We start from the raw sequence: 16,687 nt of genomic DNA on the forward strand, positions 1-16,687 counted from the left end.
CATAGACACGGGTATGATACAGCCTCCGCCGCGGGTCTATTAGGTATGGAGGTACAAGGTGCCACAGCGATATTCGCTGTCAACCTAAAGAGAATACTAAAACTAATAAATGAAAACAGTAAAATACAACGTTTATAGGGCAACTTTTTCTCCTTTTCGGAGAAAAAGTTGCCCTTTTTTGTGAATCTCATTTCTGAATGTTTTTCATTCAGAAATAATTATAGTTTTTCAGTGCCCTCGCTTCGCCTGCGGGGTCTCAAGCTACCGCTATCTCCCTCAGGAGTCTTCGCCTTTTGCTTTAATCAACAGCTATAAATTAGGGGTACGAAAAGTTAGTGCTTAACCCCGTTAGATGCCTTTTGAAAACCTTAGGTAAATAAAATAACTTTGGTTGATTGGAGTGGAAGGCGCGAAGACGCCCGCGGGAGGAAGGGACAGGTGAGACCCCGGAAGGCGAGCCTGAGGGAGGCTCACGGACCGCCCGCAGGCAAGCGAAGCGCCTGGAACGGAAATCAACCGTATTATAATTTTTCTTAATTAAAAAAAGAAGCTGCAGTTTTTGCAGCTTCTTATTGGGTTTAGCTTGCTTTACATCCACAGCCGCCGCCTGAGCCGCAGCCGCCACCGCAGCTTGACATGGAATCGAAGAATGGGTTTCCTGTTGGAACCTTTACATTTGTCGATACCGCCTGCCCTATCATGACACTTATTTCATCAAGTGTTTTTTGTATAGCATCTTCCGCTTGTTTAAAAGCGTGAATAGTTTCGTGGAGATCCACTTTTACGTTTCAACTCACGAGTTTCGAGGGTTATTTTACGGTAATCGGGATGATATTTCCCGAATCGTTGAACTTCCTCATATCTTTCTTTTATAGAATCGAATGCACGGATAAGTTTCTGTGCTTCTTCGTCATGTTGTAAATTATATAAACAGCGATGATAATCTTCAGCAAGTTCGGACTGCCAGATCATTTTCGCTAATTCTTCCGCTTTTTCAACCATTTGAACATGCTCAAAAGTAGCAATCATCATCGTATACACCTCCAAATCCATCATACCATGTTTTTCTAGAGATGTATAATACCCTAAAGTGTGATTAAATTTCTACTTGGAATGTCTGTTCTATCCCGTACTCGGTTAAGTCATTATGAACCAATTTGACCGTTAAGTTATGTTTACCTTTTGGTACATCTTTAAGCATGAATGCCCCTTTAGCGAAATTGCCCCATTTTTTATCGCCCAGGTACACAACTACTTGGCCTTCCCCTTGTTTTTTAGTGTCTATGTTCTCTTTAAATTCGAAATTTGGAGTAATTATACATTCTAAATAGATGTCCTGACCTTTGACTGAATGATGAATGGTCATGGAGATGTCTTTTTTATCAGACGTTGTGTGTGTGGAAAGTACTTCCATCACTTCTCCACCTGATACACTTTCGCTTTCAGGCTTTTGCTGCTCTTCTTTACAACCTCCTAGCGCGAGTGTGACGAGGCATATTATTATCATCATTGACTTTTTCATTTTTTTGCTCCTTTCTTTCATAGCTTTTTCTATAGTGTGAGAAAGGAGTATATATTCTATTCGAATAAGAAAAAAACGCCCGCTGAAAAAGCGGTGCGCTTGATGTGGAGTTTAGTCCATGTTCTTCATTGTCTGAAACATATGAACCATCATGGAAGCCATTTGAACAGAGTTTTGGAATTTCTCCACTTTATGGGGGATAGTCTGCTTATAATAGTGCATGGAAGACAACTCAAAATCATTAAGCTTTTCTGGGTTTCTAGTCAAGGTTCGATACCAAATTGGCTGTTCCCTTAGGTAGCTTTTTAACGATTTCTTTTTTTGGATATACTCATAGACGTCTTTTCTCATATGTCTCATCCATTCCTAATCTTTTCGAAACGAAAAAGGATTTTTCACACCCTGAGTCGGGGAACTGCCTTTTGTTGAATTCGGAATGAACTGTGAAATTAACTGCTGAATGTTCCCTATAGCAGAATTGACATTTGTCAGATGGTATTGCATCTGGTTCACATCCATTTTTTTTATTGATTGCAGCAGTTGAGGAATAACATCAGAAGATTTGGTTGTTTTTTCTGTTGTACCTTCTTGCGTCTGCTCATCACGGAAACTTTTCCAACTTTCGTCCTCTTCCCCTAATAAGTACCATTCTTCAAATAGTTCCTGCCAGGTCTTTTTCTTAGCTTTAACTTCTTGAGAAAGCTTTGGATGTTTTTTTACAAATTCTTTGAATTTTTCAATGCTAGGATGTTTTTGTTTGGTTGCCATTCTCTCACCCCTCTCTCGTTAATATGCCTAGTTTATTTTATTTCGAAAAAGTAAAAGGGTTCGCCTATTTTTCTTTTCTTCCTTGCCCACCATTGTTAAGATGTAGGTAGACTTTTCGAGAAAGAAGGACAGAGTTATGGATATCAAGCAACAGTGGAATGACTTTTTAACAGACGCTACTGAGGAGGAACAACAGGTCGCTTCCTTATATTTACAGAGCCTTGAGCGCAAAAGAAATGGTTCAAACGGCACGCATATCGGCGCACTTATGGAAATCAACAGCAAGTTTCAAGAGCCGGATACATTAACCATGACCATACCAAATACTGAATTGTTACAGAACTCTTTAGATATTTTACATGGAGGTTTAACAGCCACATTGCTGGATTCTGCAATGGGGACTCTTGCTTTCAAATTAATTCCTGATGACAAAGCTGCAGTTACAACTGAAATGAAAGTAAATTACGTTGCAAAAGGCGTTGGAGATCATTTTACTTGTATGGCTTCTGTGATTCACAAAGGTTCAAAATTATTGGTCATGGAAGGCAAAGTTTACCGAAGTGACGGTGTACTGATTGCCCATGCTACAGGCAGTTTCTTTGTAATTCCTAAAAGAATCTAGAGAGGAAGGATAGAATGGTTACTGCCATCGTTATTCCTATTCTTATTGGTTATTTTTATTGGATTACAATTAAAGAGGCAAAAAAACAGAAAGAACGTTGGAAGAATGTTTCAATGGTACCTTCTGAAGCTAGAGTGGAAGGAACGATACTTTCCTTACATACAGAAAAAAAGCGGTTTTATCACCAAATGTATATCCTTGAAACCACTTGTCGCATACAAAATCATATAGGAATAACAACAGTAGTATATAAGCAGCCATATACTACCCAAAGTCACCCTCCTCCCTATACTAATGGGGATGTATTGCAGCTTGTTGGAAGATGGGATGGGGAACTATTTCTAGCAGGGGAAATAACTTTAATGAACAAAAAAGGACAGCCATAAAGTATATGACTGTCTTTTTGCTTTTCTACCAGGTTTCAATAAAATTCTGAGTGTAATATTTTTCTTTCACTCCTACACCAAGATGAGTGAATCTTGGATTTAACAGCGTATTCCTGTGCCCTTCGCTATTTAACCAGCCTTCAACCGCAGCAACTCCGTCCACATATTTTGCTGCGATATTTTCACCCGCTAAACGAAATGGAACTTCCCCTACTGTTAACCTATCCGTCAAGGTTCCTTTTGTGGGAGATGTATGGGAAAAATAGTCTTCCTCCCTCATATCCTTACTATGTAAGTATGCAACTCCAGCTGTTTCTTCGTCCCATTCTACTGGTGAGAGACCAAAGCGATGTCTAATAATATTGGTAAAGTCGATGATCTGTCTTGCGTCTCCTTCCTCCACCCTTGCCCAATTATCCTCACTTAGTTCCTTCGGTTCCACTAAAGGACCTCTATAAACAAGTTCATAAGGTCTTTGCTTTATCAGTGTCGAGCTATCTATATAACGGATACTTGAAAGTGTTTGTTCAAAATCGTCGAAGTATAACTGCACATAGAAATCTTCCACTTTAATAAGAGGTCTTGTTGCTAACTCTTCTTGCTTTAACTGAAAACGATAAGACCCTTCTTGATGGGAAACCGTTATACTATCCGTAAACTTAAATTTATTATTCAGAGTTTCGTAAGACTGCCCTACTTCAAACAGGTCGTTTTTACTTTCACTGCCAGTGCTAAAGATAGTGACGATCTTTCCCTCACTTACTCCAAATTGCATGTAATTCTCCAGATTTTCATTATAAACCCACCATTCGTAATCATAAGAGGACAAATCCTTCCTCACTGGTTCACCTAACTTGTCCAGTAAGATTTGCGATTCTTCCCCCATGAAAGATGCTAATCCGTCAATATCTTCGCCCATTTGCACTTCAGATTGTACAAAAGCCTGTTCTTCAGATTGCCTTTTCTCAGGGGCAATTTGGCCAGTGAGTGGCGGCTCTTTTATAAGCTGTTCCAATTCATGTGGTTCCACATTTACAAATAAATATAAACAAAATGCAATGAATAGCAAGAAGAATAAACCCCTCATTTCTCTTTTCCCCTCCCTTTTCTATCATTATATTTACTAGATTCACTTTCATTCACGTTTTTATGTTTTAGTAGACATTGGTAGATTTATTCTATCTATACCCTATAAAAGTAGAATGAATACTTTTGTTTTCACATTTAAAAAGACCGGTTAAAAACAACCGGCCTTCCTGATCACTTTGGTTATTGCTTTTTCGCCGCTGTTCCATTCCGCAAATGGCTTCGCTTTCCGCGGGACGATGTTTGAGCCTCCTCACTTCGTTGCGGGGTCTCAATCAACCGTTACCCCCCGCAGGAGTCTACGCCATTGGCTCCATTCCACAGCTAGAAATTAAGTTAAATAAACGTTTATCCTAACCCAACTAATTCGTTAAGATACCTTTCTTTAATCTTTTGGTAAGTGAAATTACCTTGTTGATTGGAGTGGAAGGCGCGCAGACGCCCGCGGGAGGAAGGGACAGGGAAGACCCCGGAAGGCAAAGCCTGAGGAGGCTCACGGACCGCCCGCAGGCAAGCGAAGCGCCTGGAACGGAAATCAACCGGATTTTATGCATTCTAAACAAGGTTTGTTATTTTTCTGAAATATCGCTAAGCGCATCCCCTGCTTGGTCATCTGAATAATCCCTTACTGCCAAATCACCAAGGGATACTATCCCAACAAGATGTCCGTTTTCCACTACAGGCAATCTTCGGATTTGATGTTCAGACATAAGATGAGAAGCCTCTGCTATAGACGTATCTGGACCAATGGTTATTAAATGGTCGCTCATTACATTCGTAACAGGATTAGAACCTGGATGTTTTTCTGCAATACCCCGAACAACTAAATCCCTATCTGTTATCATTCCTAAAAGCTCACCGTTTTCCACAATAGGAATAGCTCCTACATCTAGGTCTTTCATTTTGGTTGCCACTTCAAAAACATTATCCAATGGTGTGCAAAAATCTACATTCGTTGTCATAACATCTCTCACTGTTTGCATATCTCTACCTCCGTTATATTTCATACATAGCAGTCAACTATTTGGAAGAGGATAAAGGTATCATCTTCTACATCTTTAGGTTCACCATTTTCTACAAAATCATGAATTTTTCCAAAAAACTTAGCTGGACTATGGCTAGATTGAGAACCTCTTATTGAAAGTTGACCGCTTTCGTACTATTATTAACAGGGAGCATACTTTATTTGGTTTCACAGAGATAGAAAAAGGAGTGTACATACATGAGAATTGAAAATACAGGCTTTGAAAATGAAAGAGTGGAATTATCCCGTTTGACAGACATTATGGAGGATTTAGGCTTTGACCTTGCTGGTCAGTGGGATTATGAGCGAGTAACCTATGACCGTAAATTTGAAACAAAAGAAGGCATTTTCTACCTTCGTGTACAAGGTTATGCTGTAGAAGGTGATATTGGCGGATCTCATGCTATCATCAACTTATTGACACCTCTATTAGGTAAACATTACTATCCACATGGTGTGGAGTATGGAGAAGGCGAAACATTCCCATCAAATATCGTATCCACTTCGACCTCTTTATTAAAACAAGCTAAAGAACGTATGGATGCTATAAAATAACGCAACATTCTAGAAGGTGAATCGCTGGCATTTTGGCCAAGCTTCACCTTTTTCTTATGACATTTACTTTACCCAAATTGCGTCTACATAAATGTGAACTGCCGATACCGTTTGTCCTGTAATGATTTCAATTTCATTTTTTATCAGTTGTTGAAGTTCCTTGCATTTTTGCGGAATACATTTGTTGTATACAATGGCAACAAAAAGGTCAATGCTAAGGTTATTTTCATCATTATAATGGATCAGTGCACGATTTATTTCGTCTCTATTTAAAATGGAATACAATCTTCCCACCGACCGTGGTGGAAGAAGTTTAAAATCATCAATATCTGATATGCAGATAGCGATAACCGTTTGCAGGAGCATATTACTCATCTCTTCCTGTCCTTTCTTCAGTACCAACATCATGTAGACCTCCTTATCTCCTGAGGGGTTTTATTATTGTATGCCATTATGCTAAAGCTGTGCTTGTTTAACTTTTGTTTACAGTTCAAATATTTATTTTCCTACATACTGTTATTTCAATAAAATCCATACTATAATTAATATAGGAGTATGGTATTAGAAAGGAGACATCCATTGTCAACGCTGTTTAGTATTCGAACACTTTTTATACTAATCATTATTGCTGTAATAGCAGTAATTGCATTTTTTATATTGCCGGTATCGGTTCCAATCATCATTGCTTTGATTACTGCATTGTTTCTTGAACCTCTGGTTAGGCTTTTACAAGCGAGAGCAAAGTTGAAACGAAACCTTTCTGTTTTCATTGTATTTCTTTTATTCCTGACAAGTATTGGGATTATAGGATATTTCCTTACAACGAAAGTGATTACAGAAGGCATCAACTTGGTCGAAAATGCCCCTTCTTACATAAACGAAGTCAATAGGGTATGGCGTGATTTCCAATCAGATATGAATAATGCTTCTGAGGATCTCCCACCAGAGTTTGTGACTGAAATCAGCTTGCAAGTGGACAAATTTCTTTATGATTTGAGGATATATTTAACGGACCTGTTTAATATACAAAATGTTAAGAATATCTTCACAAACATTCCAAATTATTTGGTGAGTTTCCTTGTCTACCTGATTGCCCTATTCTTGTTTTTAATTGATATGCCCCGCTTAAAAGCAGGTCTATACTCACACTTAAAAGAAGAAACGGCAGCCAAAGTTAAATTTATGAGCTCTAGATTATCTTATGTAATATTCGGTTTCTTTAAAGCACAATTCCTTGTCAGCGTTATTATATTTTTCACAAGCTTGATTGGATTGTTATTTATTGCACCTGAAGTTGCATTATTAATGTCTTTCATTATCTGGCTAATTGATTTTATCCCTATCATCGGTTCCATCGTTATTTTGGGACCATGGGCAATTTTTCATTTTATAACCGGTGATATTGGTCTTGGTACACAATTGTCCATTTTGGCCATTGTTCTTTTAGTCATCAGAAGGACTGTGGAACCGAAAGTTATGGGAAGTCATATCGGACTTTCTCCTCTAGCAACTTTGATTGCCATGTATTTAGGTTTAAAACTCCTTGGTATACTGGGATTCATCGTAGGACCTTTACTATTGATTGCATTTAATTCTGCCCGCGAAGCAGGTATTATTAAAATGAATTTTAAAATATAACACGTTAACAAAAAGGTGGTTGGACAATAGTCCAACCACCTTTTTGTTTCTTATAGGCCTAATATTGCTTTGAAAACAGAAGTTGTTTCGCCGCCTTGATAAATTACATATAAAAGCATATAGACTGCAACGCCTGTAATAGCGGTAGAAAACCAGATGATACTGGTTATCGGGCCAAGTTTTCTATGCTTATCCAGCTTATTTTTGTAGCCTGTCCATAGGGTGATGAGTCCCATGACAGCCCCAATTGTAGCAAGGGTGATATGGAAAAGTAAAAAGATTGTATAATACACTTTTATGTCATCAGGTCCTCCAAAGCTGGTATTGCCAACAAAAATTGTTCTTGATGCATAGATGACAAAGAAAATAATGGCGAAGATAGCTGCAAAAAACATGGCTTTTTTTATGTGCTTCAATTTTGCGTTTACTAATTAAGTACCAGCCTATCGCGACAAATATGGCGCTCAGTACGATAAAGAATGTACTTATTGTAGGCATAATTGGGATTGAGTGATCCATCTTGTTCTCCTCTCGTACTTCTATTCCATCTTTATTTTAGGAAACATTTCACGATCAATCAACATGATTATAAAATGTTCATTATTTTGTAATAATGCTACATAGAAAAACAGCAACCATATAGTGTTGCTGTTTTTTCCTTTACTCGACCATTTTGGGATGCATGGCTTTGTTTAGGTCAATTTCGTCTTTTTCTCGTTCGCGTTTTGCCCAGCCAAAGAATACATAGGCTAAAATACTGCCGTACATAATTTCTTGGATGATTTTCATGATAACACCGCCGAGTTGTTGATCTTCTACTAATGGCAAAGCATTGAACAACTCTGGACCACCAAGATCAAGACCGCTTAAGGTTCCTGCCGGTACACACAAAGCAAGTGCTGCCAACCATGCCGTCATTTCAGAATACGTTGAGTAAAGAGGCTGATCTGCGAAAATAATCAAGGCACAAGCAGGTGTCAATAACATACCGTCCGCCATGATATAACCAATCTTCTTGATGCCTGATAGTCGTTGTTCTTCAGGAAGTGGATTAACCAGTGGCCACCACATGATAAACGCACCTAAGAACATAACAGATGTATAAGCTGTATGATATACCATATCAACCTTTATCGTATCAAATACGACTGGAATATGGTAAAGAGAGAACAATACGTTAAAAACAAATAATGCAATAAGTGGTTTTGAGAAAAAGCGGAACACCGGCTTTACCACCGGAAGATGTATGATTTTTCTAAGAAACCATGCAGGCATACCCATCAGTAAAATAGGCGGAATAACCAAGTATAATATCGCCATTTGCGTCATATGTGCACTTAACATCAAATGAGATAACAAATCAACTGGAGATCCTTTTACAAGATAAAACAGTATCATACTGATGAGGAAAAATGTTCGTTGCTTATTTGATATTTCCTCAGAGTCCTTGAAACGGTGTCTACCTTTACCTGTTATATACAAATATAATACTATGGTAAGAATGGTGAAAATTAATAAAAATGGACTCCATAAAGCTTGGAATCCAAACATATCCAAGTTGCCGATCATTATGCTGTCACCTCAATTTAATCGAGACTTTAATCTGTCTCACTTTGCATAACCATATTATACTATACAAGACCAAGCTCGTTCAATGTGATACAAAAAGGATCCCCCTGATTAACAGCAAGTGTCATGAATTAGACAATGTTATTATTTTAAATGAACTTTAAGTGGTCGGTCTATCGTCGCCGTTCCTTTCCGCAAATGGCTTCGCTTTCCGCGGGACGCTGCTTGAGCCTCCTCACAACGCTTCAGGGGTCTCAACCTACCGTTACTCCCCCGCTGGAGTCTCCGCCATTTGCTCCAATCCACAGCTAGGAATTACGAAAAGCTATGTTTATGCCTTTTCTATAAACTCAATTAGAAGGTTTTTAAAACCTAAGTGAACGAAGTAACCTTGTTGATTGGAGTGGAAGGCGCGCAGACGCCTGCGGGAGGAAGGGACAGGTGAGACCCCGCAGGCAAAGCCGAGGAGGCTCACGGACCGCCCGCAGGCAAGCGAAGCGCCTGGAACGGAGATCAACAGTATTTCAGATCTTCCCCCATTGCCCTCATATTTACTATTTCAATAAACTCCGCTGTCAACAAAGGTTTTATCGGCGATAAGGACCTTTCTTCTCCGTATTTCTCGTCACTAATGTCTTCATACCGGCGATGAGGACTTCTCTTCTCCTAATTTCTCGTCACTGATGTCTTCATACCGGCGATGAGGACTTCTCTTCTCCTAATTTCTCGTCACTGATGTCTTCATACCGGCGATGAGGACTTCTCTCCTCCTAATTTCTCGTCACTGATGTCTTCATACCGGCTGAGGACTTCTCTCCTCCTGATTTCTCTTTACCGAAGTCTTCATTCAGGCGTCATCATCTATTTTATAATTTCCTAAAAAACAAAAAAGACAGCCAATAAAGGCTGCCTTTTTGTTTGGTTTTACCACCAGATGATCGTAGTAAATGCCAAGATTGTAATTAATCCAACTGCCAATCCAGAATATAAGAACAATGCTGGAGTTTCATGCCCTTTATGGTTCATATGCATGAAATAGTATAGTTGGAAAATACACTGTACGATTGCCATTAAGATGATGAACGGTACGATAAAGTACTTGGACATCTCTGCTCCTACAGCAAGGAATGCAAGTAGAGTAAGGAAGATCATCAATACGAAGGATACTACCTGGTATTTCATTTCTTCCTTATTCTTTTTGCGACGGAATTCTAAGTCTACTTTTGGGTTACCTGTATTTGATTGAGTATTTGCCATCAGTCATCACACCAATCCCATTAAATATACAACAGTAAAGATGAATAACCATACAACGTCGATAAAGTGCCAGTATAGAGATGCTACATAGAACTTTGGAGCATTGTATAGATCCAAACCACGTCTCATGTTACGGATTAAAAGTGTTCCAATCCATAGTAAACCGAAGAATACGTGGGCACCGTGAGTACCAACTAATACGTAGAATGCAGAACCAAATGCACTACTAGTAATTGTATGACCTAAATGGATATAATGATTGAACTCATAGATCTCTAAGATTAAGAAAGATAATCCAAGAAGCCATGTGATACCCATCCACAATTGCATCTTTTTGAAGTTAAAGTTTTTCATGTGGTACATTGCGTACACACTTGTTAAAGAACTTGTTAAAAGAATCATCGTAGCAGCAAAAACTAGTGCTAAATCAAATAATTCTTTTTGGTCCGGACCAGAAACAATAGAATCAGGCCCACTTAAAGCTAAATAAGTTGCAAACAATGAAGCAAAAAGTACAGTCTCTCCACCTAGAAAAAGCCAGAAGCCTAAAAACTTGTTTTTGCCTTCAAGGGTCGCCTTTTCAGGCGAAGCTGGAAACGTTTCTGCTGTGAATTTTTCTTCAGTATGCATTATAGCTTCGCCCCCTTGTCATCATCTTCAGCAAGAAGATCTTCTTTATGAATATGATATCCATGATCGTCGATTATAGAACGGAAGAACATGGCACCAAATGTTACTAATAGACCAATGATCATTACTGGAAGACCCCATGTGTAATCAGTTCTATACATTACACCAAATGCTGCGATAAATAAACCTAATGAAATGATGAACGGAAGAATGGAACCGTTTGGCATATGAATGTCTCCGATTGGTTCTGCAGGCGTCATGCCTTTTTTACCTTCCATCTTCTCAACCCATAAAGGATCAAGTCCACGAACAAGTGGAGTTTGTGTAAAGTTGTGCTCTGGTGGTGGAGAAGGAATGGACCATTCTAATGTACGGCCATAGCCCCAAGCATCGCCAGCTACCGTCTGCTTGCTTAAAGCAGTCTTTACGATATTGATGAATAATACAACAGTTGCAAGTGCCATGAAAATAGCACCAATGGAACTAACTAAGTTTCCAAGTTCCCAACCTAAATCCTTACCGAATGTGAATACACGACGTGGCATCCCCATTAGTCCAAGGAAATGTTGGATAAAGAATGTTAAATGGAAACCAATAAAGAATAACCAGAAAGTAATCTTTCCTAGAGTCTCATCTAGAATTTTACCGAAAATCTTCGGCCACCAGTAGTGAAGTCCAGCGAATAGACCAAACACTACCCCACCTACGATTACGTAGTGGAAGTGAGCTACTACAAAATAAGAATCGTGGTACTGATAGTCAGCTGCAGCTGAAGCTAGCATTACCCCTGTTACCCCACCAAGTACGAAAGTAGGAATAAATGCTACTGACCAAAGCATTGCTGTATTGATTTGTAACTGTCCGCCCCACATTGTGAACATCCAGTTAAAGATTTTAATACCAGTTGGTACGGCAATTGCCATAGTTGCTACCGCAAAGATTGCGTTCGCAATCGGTCCAAGACCTGTTGTGAACATATGGTGAGCCCATACCATGAATCCTAAGAAACCGATTAATACTGTTGCAAATACCATGGAAGAGTATCCGAACAGACGTTTCTTAGAGAAAGTAGAGAATACATCAGAGAAAATACCGAATGCCGGTAAGATTAAGATGTAAACTTCAGGATGTCCGAAAATCCAGAATAAATGCTCCCAGATTACTGTGTTACCACCGAGGTTCGGATCAAAGAAAGCTGTTCCGAATAGGCGGTCAAACATCATTAATGCCAACCCTACAGTTAATGGAGGGAAAGCAAAAAGAATTAAAGCAGATGCTACAAACGTAGACCATGTGAATAATGGCATACGCATATAAGTCATACCAGGTGCACGCATATTGATGATTGTAACAAGGAAGTTAATACCACCAATTAGTGTACCAATACCCGATATTTGAAGTCCTAACGCATAAAAGTCAATCCCATGGCCATCAGATGCCAGTGAAAGCGAGGCATAAGAAGTCCAACCAGCATCAGGTGCTCCACCTAAGAACCAACTCATGTTCAGGAATACTCCTCCGAAGAAGAACAACCAAAAACCTAGTGCGTTGATGAATGGGAATGCAACGTCACGTGCACCGATTTGTAAAGGAACAGCTGCGTTCATAAACGCAAACAATAATGGCATAGCTGCCAGGAAAATCATTGTTGTTCCGTGCATAGTAAGTATTTCATTATAAAGGCCTGCAGCTAAAAAATCATTATTTGGTACTGCCAGCTGGATACGAATAAACATCGCTTCCAAGCCACCGACGATAAAGAAGAAACCGCCGGCAATAAGGTAAAGGATGGCGATTTTCTTATGGTCTACTGTTGTCAGGTAATCCCATACTGTTGCGCCAAAGCCTTTTTTCTGTGCTAACGTACTCACAATGTAACCTCCCTTTCTGTAAAATCTATTCTTCGTCCACTTTTAATGACATTAAATATTCAACAAGAGCGTCAACCTCTTCTTGATTTAAGTTACCGTAAGTATTTGTCATCAAGTTTGCTGGTTTAACTTCTTCAGGATTTTTCAACCATTTTTCCAGATTTCCTGGAGAATGATCTAATATACCTGCAATTTTAGTGCGGTCTCCGAAGTTTGTTAAGTTAGGTGCAACCCCAGCATCAGCTTGTGCATCTGCACCAACCGCGTGACATGTGATACAGCTTTGGTTGAAGATTTCTTCACCAGCTTGCGCAAGATCAGTATCTGCAGCATGCTCTTTGCCTTGCATGTTTTCAATCCACTGATCAAAATCTTCACGAGGCATGGTTTTCACTTTGAAATCCATCAATGCATGGGAAGGCCCACACAACTCGGCACATTTACCGTGGAATAGGTTTTCAGCTTGACCAACGCGCTCTGAATCGAAGTTCAACCAGAAACGGTTAACGTTGTCCGTGTTTGTATCCATTTTCCCTCCCGCAGAAGGAATCCAGAATGAGTGTTTTACTTGACTTGCTTCCAAGTTGAAGTAAACATTCTCATCTGTCGGTACGTAAAGGTCTTGACTTGTTACAACTCCATACTCTGGGTATTCAAACTCCCACCAGTACAAATGTGCAGTAACGTTTACTACAAGTGCATCAGACTCTTCCTTATCCATTTCGCTGACATCAGCTAGGTTGAAAGTGTAAGATACAGTTGGAACTGCTAAGATTAAAAGTAATAAAATCGGAATAACAGTCCAGGTGATTTCAAGCTTGTGGCTTCCTTCCACTTGCTTTGGAATTATTTCTTTATCGCCTTTACGCTGGCGGAATTTCACCACAACGTAAACGAAGATAATAGAAACCACAACTACTACAAGAATCATAATTGCTGAGCTTAACAAAATCAGTGATTTTTGCATATCTGCCACTTCACCTACTGGCTGAAGTGTAGATAAGAACGGTTTACCACAGCCTGCTAAGAATAGCGCCATTACACTGAAAAGTGATACTATACGCCAATTAGGTAGCCATTTCTTCATAGCCTAATCAAACCCCTCTTTCATATTTAGTGAGTGAAGTAGAATGTATTGATAAATTCCTTCAAAGCTTAGAGAAAGAATCTAATCACAAATTATAGAGCCAATCGGTTTTCACCATACCAGCTATACACTTTTTACCTCAAAAGGACAAATTTCGCACCCATTGTTTACTATACCACAGGTTATGTAATTTCACCCTTAAATTTTGAGGTGTTGTGCGTGAAAACAGACAGCTACCCTTTATAAGCAATAGCTGTCGTGCTCTCTTCTTGTTGTACAAATATATTCCTTGATCTTAAAAGATGGTAACGATGATCATGGAAACAAATAAGATAGTTAGATAATTTAACGAGTAGACAAACATTAATGTTGCCCACTTCATTCCATCCTTCATCTTAAAACCGGCAATGCTTAGAGCAAGCCAGCCTAAATTCAACAGAGTCGCTAGTACGATTAATCCCGCTCCAAGGTCAAACAACCAAAAAGGAAGCGGCAATAAACAGGCAACCCATACAAGCATTTGTCTTCTTGTTATATCAAAGCCATGAACAACAGGAAGCATTGGAATGCCTGCATTTCGATATTCCTCGCATCTTCGGATGGCGATGGCAAGGAAATGTGGTATTTGCCATACAAACATGATGAAAAATAATATCCAGGCAATCAACGATAGTCCCGGGTCAACTGCAGCCCATCCGATAAGCGGAGGCACCGCACCTGACACACTTCCTATTACAGTGTTAAGCGTATTTTTCCTTTTTGACCACATTGTATATAAAACCACATAGGTGAAAGCCCCGATAAGTCCGATTACAGCTGCTGTAATCGTTGTAAATGCTAGGATGATGGTTCCTACTGCTGTAAGGAACAAACCAAGATAAAGCGCTCCTTTTGGATTCATTCTTCCGGTTACGGTAGGGCGGTTTTTGGTTCTAGACATGAGATGATCAATATCTCTGTCAATATAGTTATTTAAGCTACAGGAACCCGCAACTACCAGTGAAGATCCTATCATAGTTAAAAGGACAATATCCAAATTAGCGATAAAACCATCTGTCTGGGTAAAATATATAGCTAACCAGAGGCCGGTAAACGTAGTGATGAAATTGGAATTCACGATTCCAATTTTAATTAGCGCTAAGAAGTCTTTCCATTTTGAAGGAGCAACTTCCATACCTTGAGGACGTTCATCTGATAATGAAGCAGGCGCTTGGTCCAAAGTCCTCAAATTTGCCATTTATATTCCTCCTTTGAACCTTAATGCAATCATTTGAAAGTACAAATGAGCATGTGAATGCGTTTTCACTACCACACTATAATGCGGGTTTAATCCACATATCGAGCAACAAGTGCTTGGCAACATTCTCTCTGTATATTAAATCACATTTGCTAAATACTTTGTGAATTATATTTGAAGAAAATATGACTAATTTGTGTCACCTAGAGAGATTGCAACCCGTGCGTAATAAAACGGTATATAATAGGATTTGTCGAAGCTTTTCACTCTAGTGAAGGAGCTAAATACAAACTTCCCTTATATATTACTAGCAAACTCCCCCCCATTATTCAACCTTTTTCACGATAATAATTTCCTCCTTGTTAACTGCTTGAGGATATTGTCAATTACCGTAAGATTGTGTAGTATTGGGAGGACGTTTATTATTTTACCATTTCTGTTTCTTTTTTTATATAAGGGAGATACAAATTCTTTCTGAGAAGGTGAATCGAGTGTATAAATTGTTAAAATGGTTCGCCGTTTGCACGTCTATTGTCATGCTTTTTGTTCTGATCGGGGGAGCACTTGTTACAAAAACCGGTTCTGGAATGGGGTGTGGAAGATCTTGGCCCCTATGTCATGGCGAACTAATTCCAAGCAATATTGACTTTGCTCTAATTGTTGAGTTAAGTCACCGTATTGTTTCAGGATTAGCCGCTCTTATGGTTCTTACTCTAGCAGTTTGGGCTTGGAAAGCAATTGGCCATAAGCGAGAGACAAAATTTTTGGCCCTTTTATCCTTTCTGGTATTAATCTTACAAGCTCTAATTGGAGCTGCTGCTGTTATGTGGGGACAATCATCTGCAGTACTGGCACTTCATTTTGGGATTTCCCTCATTTCATTTGCCTCCGTCTTCCTTCTTACACTGCTCATTTTTGAAGTAGATAAGAAGTTTGATGCTGAAACGCTGATAGTAGACCGACGGATGTCGTTTCACATTATCGGTATTATTGTTTACTGCTATCTGGTGGTATATAGTGGCGCATTAGTTAGACATGTTGGCGCAAGCTTAGCATGCCCAAGTTGGCCAAGCTGTACACGGAACGGACTGGGGATTCCCACCCAAATGCATGAATGGATTCAAATGGGACACCGAGCTGCGGCCGGACTAATTGTCGTGTGGATTGTATATGTCACGATGCTTGCTTTTAAGAAATACAAGCATCAGCCTGTTATAAAAATTGGCTGGATCATTTGCTCCATTCTAGTACTTTCCCAAGCTACAACCGGAGCATTAGTTGTGCTAACCAACTTAAATATCTTTGTAGCACTTTTACACGCTTTAATTATCTCTTGTTTATTTGGAGTATTGAGCTACTTCTTAATGCTAGTAACTAGAAATAAAACTAATCAGGTTAAATTAAGCAACCAAACAACTAAATCTATATAAAAAAC

The 16,687-nt window shown here is 39.2% G+C and carries 17 protein-coding genes and 2 pseudogenes; 5 read left to right on the forward strand and 14 right to left on the reverse strand.

Annotated features, from left to right (window positions below; translation table 11 throughout):
• Positions 1-578: 578 nt before the first annotated feature.
• The 4 genes and pseudogenes from M313_RS22705 to ylbD all read right to left on the reverse strand — a co-directional run bounded on the left by M313_RS22705 (position 579) and on the right by ylbD (position 2,290).
• Positions 579-1,029, reverse strand: a pseudogene (locus M313_RS22705) (YlbF/YmcA family competence regulator).
• A gap of 67 nt (positions 1,030-1,096) precedes the next feature.
• Complete coding sequence (locus M313_RS22710) at positions 1,097-1,522, reverse strand: hypothetical protein (RefSeq protein ID WP_010192979.1); 426 nt, start codon at positions 1,520-1,522, stop codon at positions 1,097-1,099.
• 111 nt (positions 1,523-1,633) lie between these two features.
• Positions 1,634-1,873 carry a YlbE-like family protein gene (locus M313_RS0104755; protein ID WP_010192980.1) on the reverse strand — a complete coding sequence of 80 codons (240 nt, stop codon included), beginning with the start codon at positions 1,871-1,873 and terminating at the stop codon, positions 1,634-1,636.
• 15 nt (positions 1,874-1,888) lie between these two features.
• Entirely contained in the window at positions 1,889-2,290 is a 402-nt protein-coding gene (gene ylbD, locus M313_RS0104760) for a YlbD family protein (protein WP_010192982.1), read from the reverse strand.
• A gap of 136 nt (positions 2,291-2,426) precedes the next feature.
• On the opposite strand from ylbD, the gene M313_RS0104765 reads away from it, so the two are divergent.
• On the forward strand, positions 2,427-2,912 hold the full coding sequence (locus M313_RS0104765; RefSeq protein WP_010192983.1) for a PaaI family thioesterase: 486 nt from the start codon (positions 2,427-2,429) through the stop codon (positions 2,910-2,912).
• 14 nt (positions 2,913-2,926) lie between these two features.
• Entirely contained in the window at positions 2,927-3,298 is a 372-nt protein-coding gene (locus M313_RS24505; RefSeq protein WP_010192986.1) for a hypothetical protein, read from the forward strand.
• 25 nt (positions 3,299-3,323) lie between these two features.
• On the opposite strand, the gene M313_RS0104775 is transcribed toward M313_RS24505, so the two are convergent.
• Positions 3,324-4,385 carry a CAP domain-containing protein gene (locus tag M313_RS0104775; protein ID WP_010192988.1) on the reverse strand — a complete coding sequence of 354 codons (1,062 nt, stop codon included), beginning with the start codon at positions 4,383-4,385 and terminating at the stop codon, positions 3,324-3,326.
• A gap of 568 nt (positions 4,386-4,953) precedes the next feature.
• On the reverse strand, positions 4,954-5,367 hold the full coding sequence (locus tag M313_RS0104780) for a CBS domain-containing protein (protein ID WP_010192991.1): 414 nt from the start codon (positions 5,365-5,367) through the stop codon (positions 4,954-4,956).
• A gap of 239 nt (positions 5,368-5,606) precedes the next feature.
• Between M313_RS0104780 and M313_RS0104785 the strand changes: the two genes are divergently transcribed.
• Positions 5,607-5,963, forward strand: coding sequence for a YugN family protein (locus M313_RS0104785; RefSeq protein ID WP_010192994.1), 357 nt, complete (start codon positions 5,607-5,609; stop codon positions 5,961-5,963).
• Between the two features lie 63 nt (positions 5,964-6,026).
• On the opposite strand, the gene M313_RS0104790 is transcribed toward M313_RS0104785, so the two are convergent.
• Positions 6,027-6,371 carry an Asp23/Gls24 family envelope stress response protein gene (locus tag M313_RS0104790; protein ID WP_083800869.1) on the reverse strand — a complete coding sequence of 115 codons (345 nt, stop codon included), beginning with the start codon at positions 6,369-6,371 and terminating at the stop codon, positions 6,027-6,029.
• A gap of 171 nt (positions 6,372-6,542) precedes the next feature.
• Between M313_RS0104790 and ytvI the strand changes: the two genes are divergently transcribed.
• Complete coding sequence (gene ytvI / locus M313_RS0104795) at positions 6,543-7,601, forward strand: sporulation integral membrane protein YtvI (protein WP_010192996.1); 1,059 nt, start codon at positions 6,543-6,545, stop codon at positions 7,599-7,601.
• A gap of 50 nt (positions 7,602-7,651) precedes the next feature.
• On the opposite strand, the pseudogene M313_RS22720 reads toward ytvI, so the two are convergent.
• The 7 genes and pseudogenes from M313_RS22720 to cyoE all read right to left on the reverse strand — a co-directional run bounded on the left by M313_RS22720 (position 7,652) and on the right by cyoE (position 15,252).
• Positions 7,652-8,120, reverse strand: a pseudogene (locus M313_RS22720) (DUF420 domain-containing protein).
• 141 nt (positions 8,121-8,261) lie between these two features.
• Positions 8,262-9,170 (reverse strand): cytochrome c oxidase assembly factor CtaG, encoded by a 909-nt coding sequence (gene ctaG, locus M313_RS0104805; RefSeq protein ID WP_010192998.1) that lies wholly within the window; start codon positions 9,168-9,170, stop codon positions 8,262-8,264.
• Between the two features lie 924 nt (positions 9,171-10,094).
• Positions 10,095-10,427 carry a cytochrome c oxidase subunit IVB gene (gene ctaF, locus M313_RS0104810; RefSeq protein ID WP_010192999.1) on the reverse strand — a complete coding sequence of 111 codons (333 nt, stop codon included), beginning with the start codon at positions 10,425-10,427 and terminating at the stop codon, positions 10,095-10,097.
• A 6-nt stretch (positions 10,428-10,433) separates the two neighbouring features.
• Complete coding sequence (locus M313_RS0104815; protein ID WP_010193000.1) at positions 10,434-11,057, reverse strand: cytochrome (ubi)quinol oxidase subunit III; 624 nt, start codon at positions 11,055-11,057, stop codon at positions 10,434-10,436.
• Positions 11,057-12,928, reverse strand: coding sequence for a cytochrome c oxidase subunit I (gene ctaD / locus M313_RS0104820; protein ID WP_010193001.1), 1,872 nt, complete (start codon positions 12,926-12,928; stop codon positions 11,057-11,059). The genes M313_RS0104815 and ctaD overlap by 1 nt, the downstream gene beginning before the upstream one ends.
• Before the next feature lie 25 nt (positions 12,929-12,953).
• A complete protein-coding gene (gene coxB / locus M313_RS0104825) occupies positions 12,954-14,015 on the reverse strand; it encodes a cytochrome c oxidase subunit II (protein ID WP_010193002.1) in 1,062 nt (353 codons plus the stop codon).
• Positions 14,016-14,310: 295 nt separating this feature from the next.
• Complete coding sequence (gene cyoE, locus M313_RS0104830; RefSeq protein ID WP_010193003.1) at positions 14,311-15,252, reverse strand: heme o synthase; 942 nt, start codon at positions 15,250-15,252, stop codon at positions 14,311-14,313.
• A gap of 491 nt (positions 15,253-15,743) precedes the next feature.
• On the opposite strand from cyoE, the gene M313_RS0104835 reads away from it, so the two are divergent.
• A complete protein-coding gene (locus M313_RS0104835; protein WP_010193004.1) occupies positions 15,744-16,682 on the forward strand; it encodes a COX15/CtaA family protein in 939 nt (312 codons plus the stop codon).
• Positions 16,683-16,687 lie beyond the last annotated feature (5 nt).

The organism is Bacillus sp. m3-13, from assembly GCF_000175075.1.
GTDB lineage: Bacteria > Bacillota > Bacilli > Bacillales > Bacillaceae_I > Sutcliffiella_A > Sutcliffiella_A horikoshii_C.

What these genes read in the sequence shown, in the direction of transcription:
- M313_RS22710 (WP_010192979.1), bottom strand. Translation starts at nt 1,522, where the DNA reads ATGAAAAAGTCAATGATGATAATAATATGCCTCGTCACACTCGCGCTA.
- M313_RS0104755 (WP_010192980.1), bottom strand. Translation starts at nt 1,873, where the DNA reads ATGAGAAAAGACGTCTATGAGTATATCCAAAAAAAGAAATCGTTAAAA.
- ylbD (WP_010192982.1), bottom strand. Translation starts at nt 2,290, where the DNA reads ATGGCAACCAAACAAAAACATCCTAGCATTGAAAAATTCAAAGAATTT.
- M313_RS0104765 (WP_010192983.1), top strand. Translation starts at nt 2,427, where the DNA reads ATGGATATCAAGCAACAGTGGAATGACTTTTTAACAGACGCTACTGAG.
- M313_RS24505 (WP_010192986.1), top strand. Translation starts at nt 2,927, where the DNA reads ATGGTTACTGCCATCGTTATTCCTATTCTTATTGGTTATTTTTATTGG.
- M313_RS0104775 (WP_010192988.1), bottom strand. Translation starts at nt 4,385, where the DNA reads ATGAGGGGTTTATTCTTCTTGCTATTCATTGCATTTTGTTTATATTTA.
- M313_RS0104780 (WP_010192991.1), bottom strand. Translation starts at nt 5,367, where the DNA reads ATGCAAACAGTGAGAGATGTTATGACAACGAATGTAGATTTTTGCACA.
- M313_RS0104785 (WP_010192994.1), top strand. Translation starts at nt 5,607, where the DNA reads ATGAGAATTGAAAATACAGGCTTTGAAAATGAAAGAGTGGAATTATCC.
- M313_RS0104790 (WP_083800869.1), bottom strand. Translation starts at nt 6,371, where the DNA reads ATGATGTTGGTACTGAAGAAAGGACAGGAAGAGATGAGTAATATGCTC.
- ctaG (WP_010192998.1), bottom strand. Translation starts at nt 9,170, where the DNA reads ATGATCGGCAACTTGGATATGTTTGGATTCCAAGCTTTATGGAGTCCA.
- ctaF (WP_010192999.1), bottom strand. Translation starts at nt 10,427, where the DNA reads ATGGCAAATACTCAATCAAATACAGGTAACCCAAAAGTAGACTTAGAA.
- M313_RS0104815 (WP_010193000.1), bottom strand. Translation starts at nt 11,057, where the DNA reads ATGCATACTGAAGAAAAATTCACAGCAGAAACGTTTCCAGCTTCGCCT.
- coxB (WP_010193002.1), bottom strand. Translation starts at nt 14,015, where the DNA reads ATGAAGAAATGGCTACCTAATTGGCGTATAGTATCACTTTTCAGTGTA.
- cyoE (WP_010193003.1), bottom strand. Translation starts at nt 15,252, where the DNA reads ATGGCAAATTTGAGGACTTTGGACCAAGCGCCTGCTTCATTATCAGAT.